Source organism: Glaciecola sp. XM2, from assembly GCF_018595715.1.
Lineage (GTDB): Bacteria > Pseudomonadota > Gammaproteobacteria > Enterobacterales > Alteromonadaceae > Glaciecola.
In genome coordinates, this window is sequence record NZ_JAHEOJ010000020.1 from 661,292 (window position 1) to 680,277 (window position 18,986).

16 protein-coding genes are annotated in these 18,986 nt (G+C 45.1%); 12 read left to right on the forward strand and 4 right to left on the reverse strand.

Annotation, left to right across the window (positions count from 1 at the left end; genetic code table 11):
- Positions 1-4: 4 nt before the first annotated feature.
- From bamA to tilS, 9 genes are all read left to right on the forward strand, one after another.
- Positions 5-2,476, forward strand: a complete 2,472-nt coding sequence (bamA, locus tag KJ365_RS07565) for an outer membrane protein assembly factor BamA (protein WP_214451011.1) — start codon at positions 5-7, stop codon at positions 2,474-2,476.
- Between the two features lie 88 nt (positions 2,477-2,564).
- Complete coding sequence (locus tag KJ365_RS07570; RefSeq protein ID WP_250884068.1) at positions 2,565-3,080, forward strand: OmpH/Skp family outer membrane protein; 516 nt, start codon at positions 2,565-2,567, stop codon at positions 3,078-3,080.
- 127 nt (positions 3,081-3,207) lie between these two features.
- The gene (fabZ, locus tag KJ365_RS07575) at positions 3,208-3,654 is read left to right on the forward strand and encodes a 3-hydroxyacyl-ACP dehydratase FabZ (RefSeq protein ID WP_214451012.1); all 447 of its coding nucleotides are present in this window, start codon (positions 3,208-3,210) and stop codon (positions 3,652-3,654) included.
- Position 3,655: 1 nt separating this feature from the next.
- A complete protein-coding gene (gene lpxA, locus KJ365_RS07580) occupies positions 3,656-4,426 on the forward strand; it encodes an acyl-ACP--UDP-N-acetylglucosamine O-acyltransferase (RefSeq protein ID WP_214451013.1) in 771 nt (256 codons plus the stop codon).
- Between the two features lie 14 nt (positions 4,427-4,440).
- Positions 4,441-5,598: a lipid-A-disaccharide synthase gene (gene lpxB / locus KJ365_RS07585; protein ID WP_214451014.1), complete on the forward strand. Its 1,158-nt coding sequence runs from the start codon at positions 4,441-4,443 to the stop codon at positions 5,596-5,598.
- Positions 5,595-6,200 (forward strand): ribonuclease HII, encoded by a 606-nt coding sequence (rnhB, locus tag KJ365_RS07590; RefSeq protein ID WP_214451015.1) that lies wholly within the window; start codon positions 5,595-5,597, stop codon positions 6,198-6,200. The genes lpxB and rnhB overlap by 4 nt, the downstream gene beginning before the upstream one ends.
- 18 nt (positions 6,201-6,218) lie before the next feature.
- Positions 6,219-9,683: a DNA polymerase III subunit alpha gene (dnaE, locus tag KJ365_RS07595; protein WP_214451016.1), complete on the forward strand. Its 3,465-nt coding sequence runs from the start codon at positions 6,219-6,221 to the stop codon at positions 9,681-9,683.
- Positions 9,684-9,718: 35 nt separating this feature from the next.
- Complete coding sequence (gene accA, locus KJ365_RS07600; RefSeq protein WP_214451017.1) at positions 9,719-10,675, forward strand: acetyl-CoA carboxylase carboxyl transferase subunit alpha; 957 nt, start codon at positions 9,719-9,721, stop codon at positions 10,673-10,675.
- 16 nt (positions 10,676-10,691) lie between these two features.
- Positions 10,692-12,071: a tRNA lysidine(34) synthetase TilS gene (gene tilS, locus KJ365_RS07605; protein WP_214451018.1), complete on the forward strand. Its 1,380-nt coding sequence runs from the start codon at positions 10,692-10,694 to the stop codon at positions 12,069-12,071.
- Positions 12,072-12,083: 12 nt separating this feature from the next.
- Here tilS and KJ365_RS07610 read toward each other — a convergent pair whose 3' ends face one another.
- The gene (locus KJ365_RS07610) at positions 12,084-12,986 is read right to left on the reverse strand and encodes a GGDEF domain-containing protein (protein ID WP_214451019.1); all 903 of its coding nucleotides are present in this window, start codon (positions 12,984-12,986) and stop codon (positions 12,084-12,086) included.
- Positions 12,987-13,158: 172 nt separating this feature from the next.
- Between KJ365_RS07610 and KJ365_RS07615 the strand changes: the two genes are divergently transcribed.
- Together KJ365_RS07615 and KJ365_RS07620 are read left to right on the forward strand one after the other, a co-directional pair.
- A complete protein-coding gene (locus KJ365_RS07615; RefSeq protein WP_214451020.1) occupies positions 13,159-15,126 on the forward strand; it encodes a monovalent cation:proton antiporter family protein in 1,968 nt (655 codons plus the stop codon).
- A gap of 151 nt (positions 15,127-15,277) precedes the next feature.
- The gene (locus tag KJ365_RS07620; protein WP_214451021.1) at positions 15,278-15,847 is read left to right on the forward strand and encodes a demethoxyubiquinone hydroxylase family protein; all 570 of its coding nucleotides are present in this window, start codon (positions 15,278-15,280) and stop codon (positions 15,845-15,847) included.
- 9 nt (positions 15,848-15,856) lie between these two features.
- Here KJ365_RS07620 and KJ365_RS07625 read toward each other — a convergent pair whose 3' ends face one another.
- The gene (locus tag KJ365_RS07625) at positions 15,857-16,093 is read right to left on the reverse strand and encodes a hypothetical protein (RefSeq protein ID WP_214451022.1); all 237 of its coding nucleotides are present in this window, start codon (positions 16,091-16,093) and stop codon (positions 15,857-15,859) included.
- A gap of 270 nt (positions 16,094-16,363) precedes the next feature.
- Here KJ365_RS07625 and tadA point away from each other — a divergent pair, with 270 nt between their 5' ends.
- Entirely contained in the window at positions 16,364-16,903 is a 540-nt protein-coding gene (tadA, locus tag KJ365_RS07630) for a tRNA adenosine(34) deaminase TadA (protein ID WP_284731257.1), read from the forward strand.
- A gap of 29 nt (positions 16,904-16,932) precedes the next feature.
- Here tadA and KJ365_RS16905 read toward each other — a convergent pair whose 3' ends face one another.
- Entirely contained in the window at positions 16,933-17,067 is a 135-nt protein-coding gene (locus tag KJ365_RS16905) for a hypothetical protein (RefSeq protein ID WP_284731258.1), read from the reverse strand.
- 278 nt (positions 17,068-17,345) lie between these two features.
- Positions 17,346-18,827, reverse strand: a complete 1,482-nt coding sequence (mltF, locus tag KJ365_RS07635; protein WP_214451023.1) for a membrane-bound lytic murein transglycosylase MltF — start codon at positions 18,825-18,827, stop codon at positions 17,346-17,348.
- Positions 18,828-18,986: the final 159 nt, after the last annotated feature.

Sequence of the window (18,986 nt, forward strand, 5' to 3'; positions counted from 1 at the left end):
GTTAATGAAGTGTAATAAACTAGTTCTAGCAGCCATATTGGCTTTTTCTTCACCATCATTCGCGCAAACCGCCTATGATTTCGTAGTCGAAGATATTCGCGTGGAAGGTTTGCAAAGAGTAGCCTTAGGTGCAGCGCTTACGTATTTGCCTGTGCAACGTGGCGACGCGATGAATCGTTTCAGGGTAACGCAGCTTATACGTTCACTATATTCCTCAACACACTTTGAGAAAGTCGAAATATATCGTGACGGCAATGTCTTAGTTGTTGAGGTTGCAGAGCGACCTACTATCAGTAATATCGTGTTTGATGGTAATGACGACATCAAAGACGAGCAGCTCCAAGATAGCTTAAACAATTCAAATATTCGCGTGGGCGAGCCCCTAGACAGAACCGTTATCACCTCCATTGAAAATGGTCTTAAAGACTTCTTCTACTCTATTGGTAAGTATAATGCTGACGTTTCTGCGATTGTCACGCCACTTCCGCGTAATCGTGTTGACTTAAAACTGCTATTTGAAGAGGGCGATGCCGCCAAAATTCAACAGATCAACATCGTTGGTAACGAAGTGTTTGAAGATGAAGAGCTGTTTAATGAAATGGAGCTTCAATTTGGTGCACCGTGGTGGGATTTCTTATCCGAAACGCGATACCAACAGCAAACATTGTCAGGTGATATGGAAACCATCACCAGCTACTACAAAAACCGCGGATATTTGCAGTTTTCAATTGACTCTACCCAAGTTTCAATGACCCCTGAAAAAGACGCTATTTACGTCACAATGAATGTCACTGAGGGTGAAATCTTTACTATCTCTGAAGTCGAATTAGTGGGTGATTTGTTAGGCTTTGAAGAGTTCTTGGCGCAAGTGGTCCCACTGCGTGAAGGCGACTTATATAACCAAGCGGAAGTAACATACACAGAAGAGTTTATTGCGAACTATTTAGGCCGCTTTGGTTATGCTTACCCAACGGTTACCACCATTCCTCAAATTAACGAAGAAGATAATACGGTTAAGCTAACCTTGTCGGTTGACCCTGGTAAGCGCGTATATGTTCGTCGATTGAACTTCACCGGCAATACGCTCACTTCAGATGCCGTATTAAGACAAAATGTCAATCAAATGGAAGGCACGTGGTTGTCAGATCCGTTGCTTGAGCGCTCAAAAGCACAGCTTTCAAGACTGACGTACATGGAAACTGTCGAGTATGAAACCATTCGTATTCCTGGGGTAGACGATAAAGTCGACGTAGAATTTACGGTAAAAGAGCAGCCATCTGGTTCATTCAATGCCGGTATCGGTTATGGCGATGCGACAGGCCTTAGTTTGCAAGCAGGTATTCAGCAGGATAACTTCCTTGGTACCGGTAAGCGTGTTGGTGCAAACATTTCTACCGTGTCTTATCAAAAAAGTGCACAAATCACATACTTAGACCCATTTTTTACTATCGACGGTATTAGCCTCGGTGGAAGTATCGGGTATAGCGAGTTTGACGGTGGTGACTTTGGTGTTATTCAGTACAACTCTAAGCGTTGGTCGATAGGCGCGAATATTGGTTACCCGATTAACGAGGTAAACCGTATTAGCTTTGGTTTAACGTATTCTAACGTTGAACTAGAGAGTGATAATACAAACTTTGTGCAAACGCGTCGTTTCTATGAACAGTTTGCAGATGCTAACGACCCAGATGCACCGGTAAACTACGATAGCTTCCAAGCGTCGGTAACGTGGAGCAGAAATACCTTAAACAGAGGTTTGTTCCCAACGGCGGGTTCTTCTCAGCGTGCTTCGTTTAGCGCAACTACACCTAATTCGGAAGTTAATTTCTTTAAATTTGTAGGTGATGCCAAGTGGTATTTCCCACTTACGCAATCGCAGCGTTGGTCAGTACTAGCTCGTATACGTGCAGGTTATGGAAACGGTTATGGCGATACCAATGGTAGAGAGCAAATCCTGCCGTTCACCGAGAACTTTACTGCCGGCGGTGCCGATACCTTGCGCGGATTTGAAAACAACACCGTTGGTCCTCGAGGGTTGCAGCGTATACCAAGCGTTATCGGTACGACCCCTTCTGGCGTGCCGATATTCAATGATCCTAGCCAAGACACGATTTTCTTGTCGCAAAGAAGCTTGGGCGGAAATGCCATGTTACTTGGTGGGGTCGAATTAATTGTACCGACACCTTTCTTAGAGGAAGATTTCGATAATTCCATTCGAACCAGCCTTTTTGTTGATGTTGGTAACGTATGGGACACGGAGTTTAATTTTGAAGAGTACGAAAATCTCAACGTCAACGTCAACAGTGACCCATTAGCAGACTACTCAGATTGGAAGTTATACCGAAGTTCTGCAGGTCTCTCTGTCCAATGGATATCGCCAATGGGGCCTATGGTATTTAGTTTTTCTAGAGCGTTACAAGAAAGACCTGGGGATGATGCTAGATTCTTCACTTTCAACATTGGATCAACCTTCTAGAAGAGGTATAATCTGCGCAGTTACGAAAGAAATGTGACACGAATTATCAAAACATGTGACACGTATTATAAAAGCAAAGGAGTTTACATTGAAAAGTTTAAATAAAGCGCTGTCAATTGCAGCAATTCTTGGTTTAGCGTTAACCTCGGCAATGGCTAATGCAGCGCAAAAAGTGGCTGTGGTAGACGTCCAGTTAGTATTGCAATCTCTTCCTCAGGTAGCGGTAATTGAGCAAACCATCAACGAAGAGTTTCAAGAGCAAATTCAAGAAATGACAGCAATGCGTGAAGAAGGTAGTTTTTTGGTAGAAAAGCTACAGCGTGAAGCGGCAACGATGAGCGAAGAGCAACAAGAAGCCCTTCGTCAGCAAATCCAAACATTGAGCCAAACCATGCAGCAGAAAGGTGGCCCTTTACAGCAGAATATGCAAAACCGTACCACTGAAGAGCGCAACAAGCTTTTAAGTCTGATTAAGCAAGCTGTTGACAGCATTGCGGCTGCTGAAGATTACGATATGGTGATTAATGCCCAATCGGTGCCTTTTGCAAAAGACGAGTTTGATATTTCTCAAAAAGTCTTAGACCAAGTTAGCAAAGCGAACTAAGTCTAAAATCTACAAAAAATCAGGCCAACATGCGTTGGTCTGATTTCTTTTTACCCCTCAACACCTTATCTTATAGCGCGAGAACGTCCAAAAATGGACTTATAGCCGTAAATTTTAGGAGAATGGCTTGGCAAATCCGCTTAATACCGTCGAAATCAATGAAATAATGTCCTTGCTTCCGCATCGCTATCCGTTTTTGTTAATAGATAGAGTGACGGACTACGAATTAAATGATTATTTGCACGGATACAAGAACATTACCATTAATGAACCTTGCTTCACGGGGCATTTCCCTGAAAGACCTATTTTCCCAGGTGTCATGATCCTCGAGGCCATGGCCCAGGCCGCAGGAATTCTGGGCTTTAAAACCATGGGTAATAATGACCAACTGTATTTATATGCGGGTATCGACAAGGCGCGATTCAAACACCCTGTTGAACCGGGAGACAGATTGGATATTGAAGTCAAGTTGCTAAAAGAACGCCGCGGCATTTGGAAGTTTTCGGGTGTGGCTAAAGTCGATGGCAAAGAAGCTTGCATCGCTGAATTTATGTGTGCAATGAGAGATATGTAATATGATTCATCCATCGTCTGTGATTTCTGAAAATGCTGTCATTGGAAAGAACGTGGAAATCGGCCCGTTTTGTTTGGTGGGTGATAATGTAGAAATTGGCGATGGCTGCGTTTTAAAAAGTCATGTGGTTGTCAAAGGTCACACTAAGATAGGCAAGAACAATGTCTTTTTTCAGTTTTGCTCAGTGGGCGAAGACTGCCAAGATAAAAAATATGCCGGAGAAGACACCTACTTAGAGATTGGCGATGACAACGTTTTCCGCGAATCGTGCACTATTCATCGCGGCACGACGCAAGATAACAGTCTTACCCGCATTGGCAATCGTAACCTATTGATGGTCAACACACATGTTGCACATGATTGTATGATTGGCAGTGATAATATTCTGGCAAACAATGCCACGATAGCTGGGCACGTGCATATAGGGGATTTCGTGATCCTCGGCGGTATGACCGCAGTGCATCAGTTCTGTCATGTTGGCTCTCACGCATTCACGGGTGGTGGCGCGGTACTTCTGAGAGATCTACCTCCTTATGTGATGTTCAGCGGTATTAAGCATATCCCCCAGGGCATAAACAGCGAAGGGTTAAAACGTCGTGGGTTTAGCTCTGATATGATCAGCAATATCAAACGCGCTTACAAGGTGATTTACCGAAACGGCAATACCTTTGATGAGGCCTGCGACATTATTCAAGATATGGCCAACTCTGCTGAAGAATTACGCGTAATGGCTGATTTTCTTAAACAGGCTAACCGCGGCATCGCTCGATAGTTACGCCCAGCATAATGGCCGAAACAAACAAAACCTTAAAAATAGGCATTATTGCCGGTGAAGCTTCAGGCGACGTGCTTGGGGCGGGTTTGATTAGGGCACTTAAACAAGCTTACCCAAACTGTGAGATAAGCGGCATCGGTGGTAAGCATCTCATCGAGCAAGGAGTGCGTTCATTATTTGATATCAATGAGCTCTCGGTCATGGGCTTATTTGAGGTGTTAAAACATTTGCCGCGCTTGCTCTCTATTCGAAAACAGATTGTTCAGCATTTCTTAGATAATCCCCCTGATATATTCATTGGTGTAGATGCGCCAGACTTTAACTTGCCTGTTGAGACAAAGCTTAAAACACATGGTATTAAGACCGTGCACTATGTTAGCCCTACCATATGGGCATGGCGAGAAGGGCGGATACATAAAATCGCCAAAGCCACTGATTTAGTGTTGGGTATTTTCCCTTTCGAACAGCCTATATTCGATAAATACAGTGTTGCCTATCGTTATGTTGGCCATACCCTCGCCGATACTATTCCTGTTAAGGTTAACCGCGATGCGGCGAGAGCAAAACTTGGCTTAGCCCACGACCAACACGTATTGGCAATTTTGCCGGGGTCACGTAGCAAAGAAATTGCCAGTATGTTGCCAACCTTTCTGCAAACCGCGACTCTCTATCAAGGCCATCGTGACAAGCTACAGGTGGTTATTCCAGCGGCAAATGCCGCGCGTCAGCGTCAAATAAAAGAAGTGTTAGCCCTCAGCCATATCGACTTTGAAGTCATGGTAACCGATGAGCCTGCGCGTGATGCAATGATTGCATCAGATGCGGTGCTGTTGACATCAGGCACCGCCTCCCTTGAAGCCATGTTGTGCAAACGCCCTATGGTGGTTGCTTATAAGATGTCTGCGTTGACCTATAAGATCATGCAGCGGCTATACAAACCTGATTACTTTTCACTACCCAACATACTTGCTGAACAAATGCTGGTGCCTGAACTGCTCCAAGAGCAAGTCAACCCCGCCAATTTATGTGACAAGCTATTAGAGCAGCAAGAGCGCGATCAAGATGCATTACAGCAGGCTTACTGTGATTTGCATGAGGTACTTAGAACGGATGCCGATGCTCAGGCCGCTAAGGCGGTATTAGAGCTTGTAGGTGTTGCGCATCAATGAATAATGCATTGATCGCAGGAGTGGATGAAGTCGGGCGTGGTCCGCTTGTAGGGGATGTGGTAACCGCTGCGGTCATCTTAGATCTAAAGCACCCCATTGAAGGCTTACAAGATTCTAAAAAGCTAAGCGCAACAAAGCGTGAATTTCTTACCGAGCAGATTAAAACCTATGCGTTAGCTTGGTCAATCGGACGGGCCTCGGTAGAAGAGATTGATAGCTTGAACATTCTACATGCCACTATGTTGGCCATGAAGCGAGCGGTGGATGGCTTGTCTGTTAGGCCTGATCATATCTTAGTTGATGGCAATCGCTGCCCCGCTTGGGATTATAGTAGCGAAGCAATCGTCAAAGGGGATGCGCTGTACCCTCAAATTGCCGCCGCATCGATAATTGCCAAAGTGGCGCGTGACAATGAGATGCTTAAGTTGCACAATCAACATCCTGAGTATGGGTTTGATAAACACAAAGGATACCCAACGGCTGCACATATGGCCGCTTTACAACAATATGGCGCGTTGCATGAACATCGACAAAGCTTTAAGCCTGTCCAGCAAGTATTATTAGAGCAACATCGCACCCATCCAAAAGTAAAAATAAAGTAGTAAGAGGAGAACGCTGGCGTGACCACCAAGTTTGTGCATCTTAATGTGCATAGTGATTATTCAATGATTGACGGTTTGAATAAAGTTAACCCCATTCTCGATGAAGTGGTTAATCAGAACATGCCGGCTGTAGCGATTACCGATCATATGAATATGTGTGGCTTAGTGAAGTTCTATTCTTCGGCTTTCGCGAAAGGCATTAAACCCATCATTGGGTGTGATATTAACCTGATGAGTGAAACATTGGACGAGCAAATTGTCCAGCTCACCTTACTTGCAATGAATTTGCAGGGTTACAAAAACATCACTCAAATCATTTCTAAAGCCTATCTGCAAGGACACATTCAGCATCAAGTAGTGGTTCAACAAGCATGGTTAGCCGAGCATAACGAAGGGATAATTGTGCTCAGTGGTGGCCTAGATGGTGACCTTGGCATGGCACTAGCGCAGAACAAAATGCCCTTAGCCACAGAGATTGTGAGCTTTTATCAAGAACACTTCAAAGACCGCTTCTACTTAGAGTTAACTCGGGTAGGGCATGCGAATGAAAACAGCTACATTCAAAACGCAGTGCTATTAGCCCAACAGCTAGACTTGCCGGTTGTTGCAACTAACAAAGTGCGGTTTTTGCAACCTGAAAACTATGATGCTCATGAAGTGAGAGTGTGTATCAGTGACGGCTACACTTTAGATGACAATCGTCGCCCTAAAAAATATACCGCCGAGCAGTTTATGCGCACTCCACAGCAGATGTGTGAGCTGTTTGAGGATATCCCAGAGGCGCTGGCCAATAGCGTAGAGATAGCCAAGCGATGCACCGTTGAAGTGACGCTAAACGAGTACTTTTTACCTAAGTTTCCAACTGGCGAAATGAGCACCGAGGCATTTTTAATTGAAGTGTCGAAAAAAGGGCTCGAAAAACGTCTTGAGAAAATTTTCCCAGATCCCAAAGAGCGAGAAGAAAAACGCCCAGAATACGATGAACGCCTGCAGATAGAGTTAGAAGTGATTAATAACATGGGTTTCCCAGGTTACTTTTTGATCGTCATGGAGTTTATCCAGTGGAGTAAGGACAATAATATTCCTGTTGGTCCCGGTCGTGGCTCGGGTGCCGGCTCTTTAGTTGCCTATGCGTTGGATATCACCGACCTTGACCCGCTAGAGTTTGATTTGCTCTTTGAGCGTTTCTTGAACCCAGAGCGTGTCTCTATGCCTGATTTCGATATCGACTTTTGCATGGACCGGCGCGACGAGGTGATTGAACATGTTGCGCAAATCTATGGGCGTGATGCCGTTTCGCAAATCATAACCTTCGGTACCATGGCAGCAAAAGCGGTAATTCGGGATGTGGGCAGAGTGCTTGCGCACCCCTATGGATTTGTAGATAGGATATCTAAGCTTATTCCTGCCGATCCGGGCATGACGCTGAAAAAAGCTTTCGATGTCGAGCCCCGTTTGCAGCAGGCGTATGATAGCGATGAAGAGGTAAAAGAACTCATCGACATGGCGCGAATTTTAGAAGGCGTCACTCGAAACGCCGGTAAACACGCCGGTGGTGTGGTTATCTCACCCACAACTATTACCGATTTCTCGCCGCTTTATTGTGACGATACAGGCTCAAATCCAGTCACACAGTTTGATAAAAATGACGTTGAAACCGCCGGTTTAGTCAAATTCGACTTTTTGGGGCTAAGAACGCTTACAATTATTCAATGGGCCATAGAAATGGTCAAAGAGGTGCATGGCACCGATATTGATATCACCCAAATCCCCCTAGAAGACCCAGAATGTTTTAGGTCATTGCAGCGCGCTGAAACAACGGCGGTTTTCCAGCTAGAATCACGGGGCATGAAAGACCTTATAAAGCGCCTTCAACCCGACTGTTTTGAAGACATCATCGCACTTGTGGCCTTATTTAGGCCCGGCCCCCTTCAATCTGGCATGGTAGACAATTTTATTGACCGAAAGCACGGACGCGAAGCAATTTCCTACCCTGATGAAAGATATCAGCATGAATGTTTAAAGGAAATTCTAGAGCCTACCTACGGCATTATTTTATATCAAGAGCAGGTCATGCAGATTGCGCAAGAGATGTCAGGATATTCTCTTGGAACCGCTGATTTATTGCGTCGCGCCATGGGTAAGAAAAAGCCCGAAGAAATGGAAAAACAGCGCGTCAGTTTTGAAAAGGGTGCAGCCGATAACAACATCGATCCTGAGTTGGCCATTAAGATTTTTGACCTAGTGGAGAAGTTCGCCGGCTACGGCTTTAACAAATCACACTCAGCCGCCTATGCACTGGTTTCGTATCAAACCTTATGGCTAAAAGTGCACTATCCGGCGGAGTTTATGGCAGCGGTACTCTCTGCTGATATGGATAACACTGATAAAATCGTGACCTTGGTGGACGAATGCAACCGCATGGGCCTGACGATCCTGCCGCCAGATTTAAACGCTGGTCAGTATAAATTTACGGTAAACAAAGAAGGTCAGATTGTGTATGGCATCGGCGCTATCAAAGGCGTAGGTGAAGGCCCAGTAGAGGCGATTATTCATGCTAGAGAAACCGAGGGTGCGTTTACCGATCTATTCGATTTTTGCGAAAAAATTGATGTGAAGAAAATCAATAAACGCGTGCTTGAAAAGCTGGTGTTATCAGGTGCCATGGATAATCTAGGTCCGCACCGCGCAGCGTTAATGGCATCAATTAAAGATGCACTTGATACCGCATTACAAAGCGCAAGAGCCGCAGCGGCTGGGCAGGGTGACCTTTTTGGAATGGATGTTCAAGGGCCGCAAAGCTCCGAGCATGCGTTCAAACAAGTGCCCAAATGGTCAGAAAAAGTATGGTTAGATGGCGAAAAAGAGACCCTTGGCCTATATTTAACCGGACATCCTATTAATCAGTATGTGGATGAAATTAAACGATATACCGATTCTCGTTTGGTTGATTTAAAGCCTACCGGACGAGACAATTATGTGAGCACCCTTGGTTTAGTGCTTGGCGTAAGAGTCATGACCAACAAGAAAGGCAAGCGTTGGGCACTGGTTACTTTAGACGATAAATCAGCGCGCATGGACATTCGCTTTTATCCAGAAGTCTATGAGCGCTTTGAAGAGATATTAACCGCTGACAATCTTTTATGGATAAAAGGACAGGTCAGCTTTGATGAATACAGTGGTGGCAATACAATGAACGCCGCTGAAGTGATGACGATAATGCAGGCTCGCAGCAAATATGCGACCTCACTGCAAGTAAAGGTGCAGTGTGAGACATTAAGCGTATCGTCAGTAGCAAAGATTCAGGCTATACTGCAACCATATAGAGGGGGAACCTGTCCGTTACACATACAGGTAGAGCACCCAGATGCAGTAGGCACATTAGAAGCGGCAGCGACGTGGTTCGTAGAGCCAAAAGATGAATTATTGAGTAGTTTGAGCCATGAGCTCGGCGAAGAAAATGTCAGTCTTTATTTTCAATAACAACGACAGTTAAAAAGAATAATTAGGAATTTTAAATGGGGTCACACTTTTTAGAGTTTGAACAACCTATAGCAGAATTAGAAGCAAAAATTGAAGAATTACGCATCGTCAATCAGGGCGGTGAGTTTGACGTTGGCATAGAAGAAGAAATCTCTCGGTTGCGCGAAAAAAGCGCTGAGCTGACGCGTAAAATTTTCTCTGGTCTTGGTGCTTGGCAAATATCTCAGGTTGCTCGTCACCCTATGCGACCCTACACCCAAGATTATCTTGCTAATATGTTCACTGAATTTGATGAGCTTGCAGGGGATCGTGCGTTTGCCGATGACAAGGCCATTGTTGGCGGTTTAGCGCGCATTGACGGTACGCCAGTGATGGTAATAGGCCATCAAAAAGGGCGTGATACGCACGAAAAAATCAAACGTAACTTTGGTATGCCAAAGCCGGAAGGTTATCGTAAGGCTTTGCGTTTAATGCGCATGGCGGAGCGTTTCAACTTACCTATTCTGACCTTTATCGATACGCCGGGTGCATATCCTGGTGTTGGCGCTGAAGAGCGCGGTCAAAGTGAAGCCATTGCGATGAACTTAAAAGTGATGGCTGAGCTCAAAGTGCCGATTATTTGCACCGTGATTGGTGAGGGCGGCTCAGGCGGCGCATTGGCAATTGGTGTGGGCGATAGAGTCAATATGTTGCAGTATTCGACCTACTCGGTCATCTCCCCAGAGGGTTGTGCCTCAATATTATGGAAAAGTGCCGAAAAGGCTCCCATAGCAGCCGCCGCAATGGGCGTAACGGCCCCGCAAATAAAAGAGCTAGGCTTAATTAATACGATTATTGAGGAGCCCCTAGGTGGCGCTCATCGTGATCACAAAGCCATGGCCGCTAATCTAAAAGCCACTATTAAACAGCAACTAGCGCAATTATCAGGGTTATCAGTTGAAACCTTGATGCAGGAACGTTATGAGCGTTTAATGTCTTTCGGCTACTGCTAAATATGGTTGCAGCAATATGCAAATCGGCTCTTTAGATGAGCGTTTGCTGCACGCGGTAGAGCAAAGCTTACAACAACATCATACCGTTACCGTAGCATTGAGCGGCGGTCTCGATTCTGTTGTCCTACTGCACTTATGCTCTCGATTGCGCAGCAAAAATACACACCTTTGTTTAAATGCAGTGCATATTAATCATGGGCTAAGTGACAACGCCATTCACTGGCAGCAACACTGCATAAAGCTCTGTGCTGATATGAATATCGATATTATCTGTCGTAGCGTATCGGTTAGTACTCAAAATCGAACCAGTTTAGAGGAGCAGGCTAGGGCCGCTCGATATCATGCGATTGCTGATGCAGTATCAGACAATTCCGTAGTCGTGTTAGCACAGCACCAAGATGATCAGGCGGAGACCTTTCTTTTACAATTAGCCCGTGGCGCTGGTCCTAAGGGCCTAAGTGCTATGCCCAAAGATAGTAAGCAAAACTACCCGGTTAGATATATCCGTCCGCTTCTTGATTTTACCCGCGCGCAATTAAGCGAATATGCTCAGCAATTTAAGCTGGTGTGGGTTGAGGATGAATCCAATCAAAATACTCGGTTTGCACGCAACTTTGTGCGCCATGAGGTGATGCCAGGGCTGCGTGCGCGTTGGCCATCCATTACTGAATCGATTGCGCGAAGTGCCCAGCACTGTGCAGATTATGTTGAATTAGCAGAGCAATATGTGGCGCTGTTAGCGGATAAGCAAATCGATGCCCAAGGGCGACTCAATTTAACGCTATTTAACGACAGTTCTAAAGCCGAGCAAAACATGCTGTTGCGTCATTTTTTGCAAGCACACGGTGAGCAAGCGCCTAGTACCGCGATTATCCAACAAATTAAACAAATTGTTAGCGCAAAGTCAGACGCGCAAGGTGAGTGCCAATGGCAAGGAAACGCAATTAGGCGCTATAAAGACCGGCTCTATGTGTTAAACGCTAGCATGCTTAGTGATGACCACACGCCCTATGAAGCATTAGAGATTAAGCCTACAGAGCAAACGCTATATCGTCATGCAACACTGCCTTACTCTATAGCATTTATTGCTCCTGCAGATGCTGTGGTAGGTGAGAGCGGTATTTTAATCCCCATTACCGACAAACCATTACGCATTGATTTTGGCGGCTTTCAACGGGTTTGCAAGCTTGATGAAAAGCGACCGAGTAAAGCCATTAAATCTTATCTGCAGGAGTGGGAAATTCCGCCTTGGGAAAGAGGGCACGTACCAATATTATCTCAGGAAGATAATATTTTAGCGGTTGGCTTACATCCCGCTGTGGTAAAATCTGACTCTACGCCAGACACAAAAAAGCCCACTTTCGCATACATCGAATTAGTGGGCCAAAACAGCTAGATTACGGGAGGGCTAGGCTGCAATAAACAGGTTCTTACCGGCTTCTTTCGCGCGATATAGCGCAGTATCAGCTCGTTGGAAAATACTTTCACAAGAGTCGCCATCAATGAAGGATGTTGCACCAACACTGCTCGATACACCATGTTGCATAAACAGCGGGTGATTGTGAATGGCTTTGGTGATACGTTTTGCGACACGTTCATTTGCTTTAGGGTCGCTGTCGATTAGCAAGCAACAAAACTCGTCGCCGCCAAATCTAAACGCATAATCTGAATCACGTAGGCTTTGACGCAATACTTCAGCAAACGCGATAAGCACTAGGTCACCCTCTTGATGTCCAAAACGGTCGTTAACACTTTTAAAATTGTCTAAATCAAACACGAGTAAACCGAAGGTGTCTGCATTTCGCGTACTGATACTGATGAGTTTGCTGATGCTTTCACTGAAACTATTGCGATTGTCCAAACCGGTTAACATATCTTTTGTTGCCAGTTGGCTAATGCGATAGTACTCCAGAGCATGGCGCAGGCTCATTGCAAAGATACCGTGAATTTCAGATAACAGTTTGCGCTGAACGGGCGTCAAAACTTTTGCAAACGAATAAGCTAACTGCGCATGCTGTGGAGTGCCAAAAGGGTGTCCGTAATAAATGGAAATTTTCATAATACGGGAGCGACTTTTCGACTTGCCCGTTTTAAGTACTTTATCAGCAAAGCTGAGCTTTAAAGAGCAGCAAGGCAGCTTGTCGGCAAGTATGATGAAGTAGTCGTTAATTAACTCCTCTAAATCAATTGACGATAGCATGGCACGCATAATGTGTGCAGATTCTGCCATTGTTAACACTGCAATGTCGTTTTCATTGCTTAGCAACGAAGCGTTTGTTTGTGTCTCATGCGCCATAGTGCTGACTTCCATATAATGCTCCAAATGTAGGTAATGCCGTCATAATTCTGTCACTGCATAGCTTTGTACTCACTTATCTATTACCCTTTAATAACGTGAGTAGGTATTTTTGCTCTGCAATACTGCTAGAATTAAGTAGTTAGCAAGGATTGTGCCTAAATCTAAATTTTTGTTTGGAGAGTGTGTGGATAAGGAATTTGTGAGCATTATTTTGCTGATGGTGATCGCAGCCACATTAGTATGGCAATTTAAGCGCATTAATTTACCGCCAATCTTGGCGTACTTGTGCGCAGGATTAGTCACAGGCCCACAATTGCTCAATCTTTTCTCTGATACCCATCAAATGGACTTAATGGGTGAAGTTGGCATCGTCTTTTTGTTGTTTACACTCGGGTTAGAGTTCTCGTTAGCGAAGCTCATTGCCATGCGCCGTCTCGTGTTTGGTGTAGGTGCAGGGCAGATGCTGCTCACTACGGCAGTCTTTGCCGCCCTTGCCATGGCATTGGGGCAATCTATTACCTCATCAATTATTATCGGCGCGATGATTGCGCTTTCCTCTACCGCTATTGTGATTAAAACCATTGATGATCAAGGGCGGCTAAACACAAAGCGCTCACAGCTTGCGGTGAGTATCTTGCTCTTCCAAGACATTGCTGTGGTGCCGCTACTTATTGTTATTCCGCTGCTCGCTACCACCGCAGAACAAAGCATCATGTCGGCGATGATGTTTGCCTTGTTCAAGGGGGTAATTGTCGTATCGTTCTTACTGGCCATCGGTAAATGGTTTTTACCACGTATCTTTAACGAAATTGCGCGCACCCGCACCGATGAGTTATTTGTGTTATGTACCCTTGTTATCGCTTTGCTTGCGGCTGGCGCCACCTTTGCATTTGGGCTATCTATGGCGCTAGGTGCCTTCTTAGCGGGGATGATGCTGAGTGAATCGCAATATCGCCATCAGCTAGAGGCCGACATTCGCCCCTTCCGAGACATTCTGATGGGCCTATTCTTTATCACAGTAGGCATGCAGTTAGACATCATGATACTTATCTTTGAGCTGCATTGGGTGCTGTTAGGCTTGGTCGTATTGTTAGTATTAAAAGTGGCTATGGTTCGGGTAGCAGCCTACGTGTATCAGTCTGACGCTCAAGATGCATGGGCAGCCGGCTTAAAGCTTTCGCAAATGGGGGAGTTCACGTTTGTTATTGCCGCGCTGGCGCTAGAAAACGGCATTATTGACGAATTTACGTCTTCATACATTATATGTGTAGGGGTCATTAGTATGGCCATAACACCTTGGTTAATTAGTCACAGCGGCACCATCGCCGGGAGAATTGCTAAACTTCCTGAACCACCGTTTTCTGGTGACAGTCTAGACGATTTGCCAGCACAAAAAAGCTCAGTGTTGATCTTGGGCTTTGGTCGTGTTGGACAAACTATCGCCAAAATGATGAAACTTGAAGGCTTATCTTATCAAGTGATTGATGGTGATCCTGTTCGGGTGCAAGAAAGCCGTGCAGCTGGGGAAATGACCTTGTACGGTGATGTGGGCCATAAATCCATCTTGATCAATGCAGGCGTGAATGAAGCTAAGCTGGTCATTATTACGTTCGACGATCATGAAAAGGCACTTAAAGTGATAACCATGATAAAGAGTATCAACCCTGAAGTGTCGATTATCGTGCGTACACGCAAAGATTATAAAATGAACGACCTGTATGAAGCCGGTGCGCTGCAAGTTGTGCCAGAGATGCAGGAAGGCAGTTTGATGCTGATATCTCAGGTGCTGCATTATTCAGGCATCCCCATGTCGAGAATATTAAAGCGTATTCGCAACGAGCGGAAAAAAGGCTATGTCCACATGCATGGCTTTTATCCGGGAGAGACCACCGAACTCAGCTATGACACTCAAGATAAATTAGAGTTTATGCATGCGGTGGTGATTACAGAGAGCGCCTATGCGGTGGGCAAAACCATTGAAGAGCTAGACATTACGCGAAGACGAATCAAAGTAATGGCGCTTCGTCGTGATGGTGAAGAAATCGAAACGCCCGAAGAAAGTACCACTATTTTAGCCGATGACGTTCTTGTCATATCGGGTAAGCCTCGCCGCGTTGAGCGCATTGAAAAGTATCTGTTAGATGGCGGATAGTTGAGCGCCATTGATAAACACCAAGGCATGCGTACCGTTCATTTTACGCACTCTTTGCTTTATTCACTGTGCTAACCATACCCATTTGATCTTCGCTCACACGCCTTTCATACCTACCTAGGTGATTTACTAATCAAGCCTAAGGGGCTGTATGAAGACCAAAGCCGTAGAGACCGTCACACAAAATCATCGCCTCCCACGTGATATTCGTGCACAGCTGCGTGCCAGTCATGCCGGAGAGTTCGGCGCGGTATGGATTTATCGAGGTATTTTGTTGGTCAATACACTTAGAGGTGACAAAGCGTTAGCGTCATTTGCTAAAGAGCACATGGCGGCAGAGAAAGAGCATTTAGCAGCCTATGAAGAGATTATTCATGAATATCGGGGCAGTTTCTTACTATTAGTATGGGCGGTGGCAGGCTTTCTTACCGGCGCATTTCCAGCATTGTTTGGCCGTAATTGGGTCTACTACACTATATTTTGTGTGGAGTCATTTGTAGATAAACACTATCGCGAGCAGTTGCAGATGTTTGATGTGCAAAATGCTCCGCTGATTGTCAGTTTTAGAGCATCTATGCGCAGCTTTCATGCCGATGAAGTGCATCACAGAGATGAAGCGCTAAATGCGATGAGCCGCCGGCCCACTGCTTTGATGCGTCTATGGGGCAAGCTTATCGGTATGGGCTCATCTGTTGCGGTAAAGATAGCGCAGGTTATTTAGTACCGTACCTTAATCTTTTAGGTCTGAAAACGCCTTATTTAAAGAGTATTTGTCTTCTGTCACAATTTTCTCTAGCACCGCAACACGCTCTTGTAGCTCGTTGATTTTTTGCTGAACGTTTTGCTCGTGCTCTTTAAATTTACTGCCAGTTTTTGCTTCCTTGGTGCTTTGCTGTTTAAACACTTTAATAATACTGACAATCGTGCCACTGATGATAGCGACAATGATGATAGCGGTTAAATCCATAATATGACTCCTAGTCTTTGTTAATGATGCAATTAAAACAGATATTTGCGACTCTCACCATAGGTGATAAGTCATGTTTTATCCGCGATAAAAGCAAATATAGTCGCACTGACCATGCGCTTTTAACACCTTCAATGCAAAGTGCTGACCAAATTTTAACTCATTGAATTTATTAATGTTACGCATTTTATGTTTTAAGTAATGTCGCAATGTTTGGTCAATTACACTATATTGTGAGCGTTTAATACACCGTGCAATTAAGGACAACCATTGGGAAAGCAAAGCGTTACTGAAAACTTACCAAGCGAAGCCGTAAGTAAAGCCGTGGATGAGGCAATGATGCGCTTGGCGATAGAGCAGGCCAAACTTGCTGGCGCTGATGATGAAGTGCCGGTGGGCGCTATTTTAGTGCTCGATGGTGAAGTTATTGGCACAGGACGAAATCAGAACATTACCCTATTAGATCCGTCCGCGCATGCTGAAATGCTCGCTATAAAGCAAGGCGCCGCCCATATTGGTAACTACCGTTTATTAAACACAACACTTTATGTCACTCTTGAACCGTGCGCTATGTGTGCGGGTTTGCTTGTGCACAGCAGAATAGGACGACTTGTGATTGGCACAAGAGACCCCAAAACTGGTGCTTGTGGCAGTGTGTTAAACGTCGTAGGAGAAGCACGCTTTAATCACCAAATACCATGCACAGTTGGCGTGTTAGGAGACGAATGCTCAGCTTTGCTGTCAGATTTCTTTGCGCTGAAAAGGGCTCAAAAAAAGGCGATGAAAAAAGAGGGGAAGGTTGGTCAATAAGACGCCGGTGATTGCATTTACGCAATCACCTAGCAGGCTTCTTGGAAGTCCTGTTGCATTTCGTTAAGGGCAAACTGCTTGCGTCTTACCAATACGCGCTGATGAATTTTCTTCAACAGGATGCGTCTTTTGGTGTTATTTTTTAGCGTTCTTTGTTTTCTCATATATGTTGTTCTTCTCATTTTGTTCACCTCTACTAATCTAGGTCTTATGCCTTAGCAATGATGATTTTATGTTTATTATGTGTATTGTTTCTTTTCAATACCTAATGTTTACATGCTTTTTCTATTTTAAAAAGCATCGCTTAAAAGATAAGCAATTTATGTTCCAATCAGATTACATCTTTCTTGCATTTATATGACAATGTATCGCCAAAAAGTTCAAGTTGTGCAGTCGCAGGCCGGGATAATGGGTTACGATGTCTTTACAGTCGGTGATTTACTCAGTTGTCCGTCTCAAGGATCTGAGCCGTTTCGAGGGGTATCGGGGTTTCATCAGGTTCGTCTAACAACTCATCTGGAATGGTGGGAAGCGTTTCTTGCTGCTCTAACCACAGCAGACTGTCATAATAACGGCGGATGTTATCAACGTAATTGACCGCCTCGTCGCCGCGGGCGTATCCAAAACGTGTGAATTGATAATAGCGCTTTTGTCTAAGTAGCGGCAGGTGCTGTTTGACGTCTATCCACAAGTCGGGGTTATAACCAAGGGACTCGGTTATCCGCCTGGCATCTTCAAGGTGCCCAAGGCCAACATTGTATGCCGCCATTGCCATCCAAATTCTATCGGGCTCTTGAATTCGCTCGGGGATCCTACGCAATAGGCTCGCAAAATACCTTGCGCCACCACTAATGCTTTGCTCGGCATCGGTACGCTTGTCAACGCCCATATCTTTTGCAGTGCCGCGGGTAAGCATCATCATGCCGCGCACACCTGTGGGTGATACCGCATCAGGATCCCAATGACTTTCTTGATAGGCCATTGCCGCCAATAGGCGCCAGTCGAGCTCCCCTGCGTGCGCTTCAAACATCTCTCGGTATTCAGGTAATTTAGTATTAACTGCTCGCATAAATGCGCGAGTGTCTACGAAATCGAAGGTGCGCACATGGCCAAAGTATTTATCTTCGAGCGCAGCAAGTTTTCCGCTTGACTGCATACTTCCAAAGTAGTCGAGTAGAGCAGCGCGCAACGAGTCATCGGTTTGTTTGTTCATCAGCCACGCGATTTGCAGTGTATCGGTCAACGAAAACCCAATCCCTAAATTCGGAAAACGTCTGCGGGCAACAGCCAAAATATTAGAATCTGAAATGGTGTAATCAAGCTCATCGTTTGACACCATCTCTAAGAGCTCTTCAATATCTTTGTCGGAAGTTTCACTCCAATTCACATTATCGGCAGTAGCCGCAGCGTATTCTAGAGGTTCCCGATAAAGGTCGTTGGCAATGATCATGAGTTCGCCATCGAGTTGCTCAATGTTACGCGGGCGGTTTTGCCCTTTTTTGTAAATTAACTCAAAATTTAATTCTTGATACGCCGGCCCAAACTTGTACTTCTGTCTGCGCTTATCGGTCATGGTAATGTTCGCGGCAACCAAATCAACGCGATTTTCATCTAGCTGGGCAATCACTTCACCAAAATCATAATACGGGTAGACTTCTAGTTTTACCCCTAAATAATCTGCAAAGCCAACCGCCAGTTCGTATTCAAAGCCTTCTGCAGAGGTCGCGCCGTTGTAATAGGTGGTGCGGCCATAGACTGAGCCAACCTTAATTACGCCTTCGTCTAAAATGCGTCCGAGTGTGGAGTCCTTTACATGAGGGGTGCAGCTCATCAGGGTAAGCAAAGCCACGGCTAACCAAAACAGGCGACCGAATGTGTTGTTATGTATCCGCAGTGCGCGATATAACCAGAGTTTTTCTTGCATGTTTGGCATTGTGAACAAAAGCACAAATATTATCCAGTATACTTTTTTAAAAAATCGCGAATTAGCACCTTTTCTGGCTTATAAAATGTGTCGTATTCCACTATAATTCGCGCACTTTCTCCAATTGCTAGTACTTAAACTAGCAATGTACTTGCTCAT

Bases quoted from the DNA above. Each gene is read 5' to 3' on its own strand.
- bamA (WP_214451011.1), top strand. From the start codon at position 5: ATGAAGTGTAATAAACTAGTTCTAGCAGCCATATTGGCTTTTTCTTCA.
- lpxA (WP_214451013.1), top strand. From the start codon at position 3,656: ATGATTCATCCATCGTCTGTGATTTCTGAAAATGCTGTCATTGGAAAG.
- lpxB (WP_214451014.1), top strand. From the start codon at position 4,441: ATGGCCGAAACAAACAAAACCTTAAAAATAGGCATTATTGCCGGTGAA.
- rnhB (WP_214451015.1), top strand. From the start codon at position 5,595: ATGAATAATGCATTGATCGCAGGAGTGGATGAAGTCGGGCGTGGTCCG.
- accA (WP_214451017.1), top strand. From the start codon at position 9,719: ATGGGGTCACACTTTTTAGAGTTTGAACAACCTATAGCAGAATTAGAA.
- tilS (WP_214451018.1), top strand. From the start codon at position 10,692: ATGCAAATCGGCTCTTTAGATGAGCGTTTGCTGCACGCGGTAGAGCAA.
- KJ365_RS07610 (WP_214451019.1), bottom strand. From the start codon at position 12,986: ATGGAAGTCAGCACTATGGCGCATGAGACACAAACAAACGCTTCGTTG.
- KJ365_RS07620 (WP_214451021.1), top strand. From the start codon at position 15,278: ATGAAGACCAAAGCCGTAGAGACCGTCACACAAAATCATCGCCTCCCA.
- KJ365_RS07625 (WP_214451022.1), bottom strand. From the start codon at position 16,093: ATGGATTTAACCGCTATCATCATTGTCGCTATCATCAGTGGCACGATT.
- KJ365_RS16905 (WP_284731258.1), bottom strand. From the start codon at position 17,067: ATGAGAAAACAAAGAACGCTAAAAAATAACACCAAAAGACGCATCCTG.
- mltF (WP_214451023.1), bottom strand. From the start codon at position 18,827: ATGCAAGAAAAACTCTGGTTATATCGCGCACTGCGGATACATAACAAC.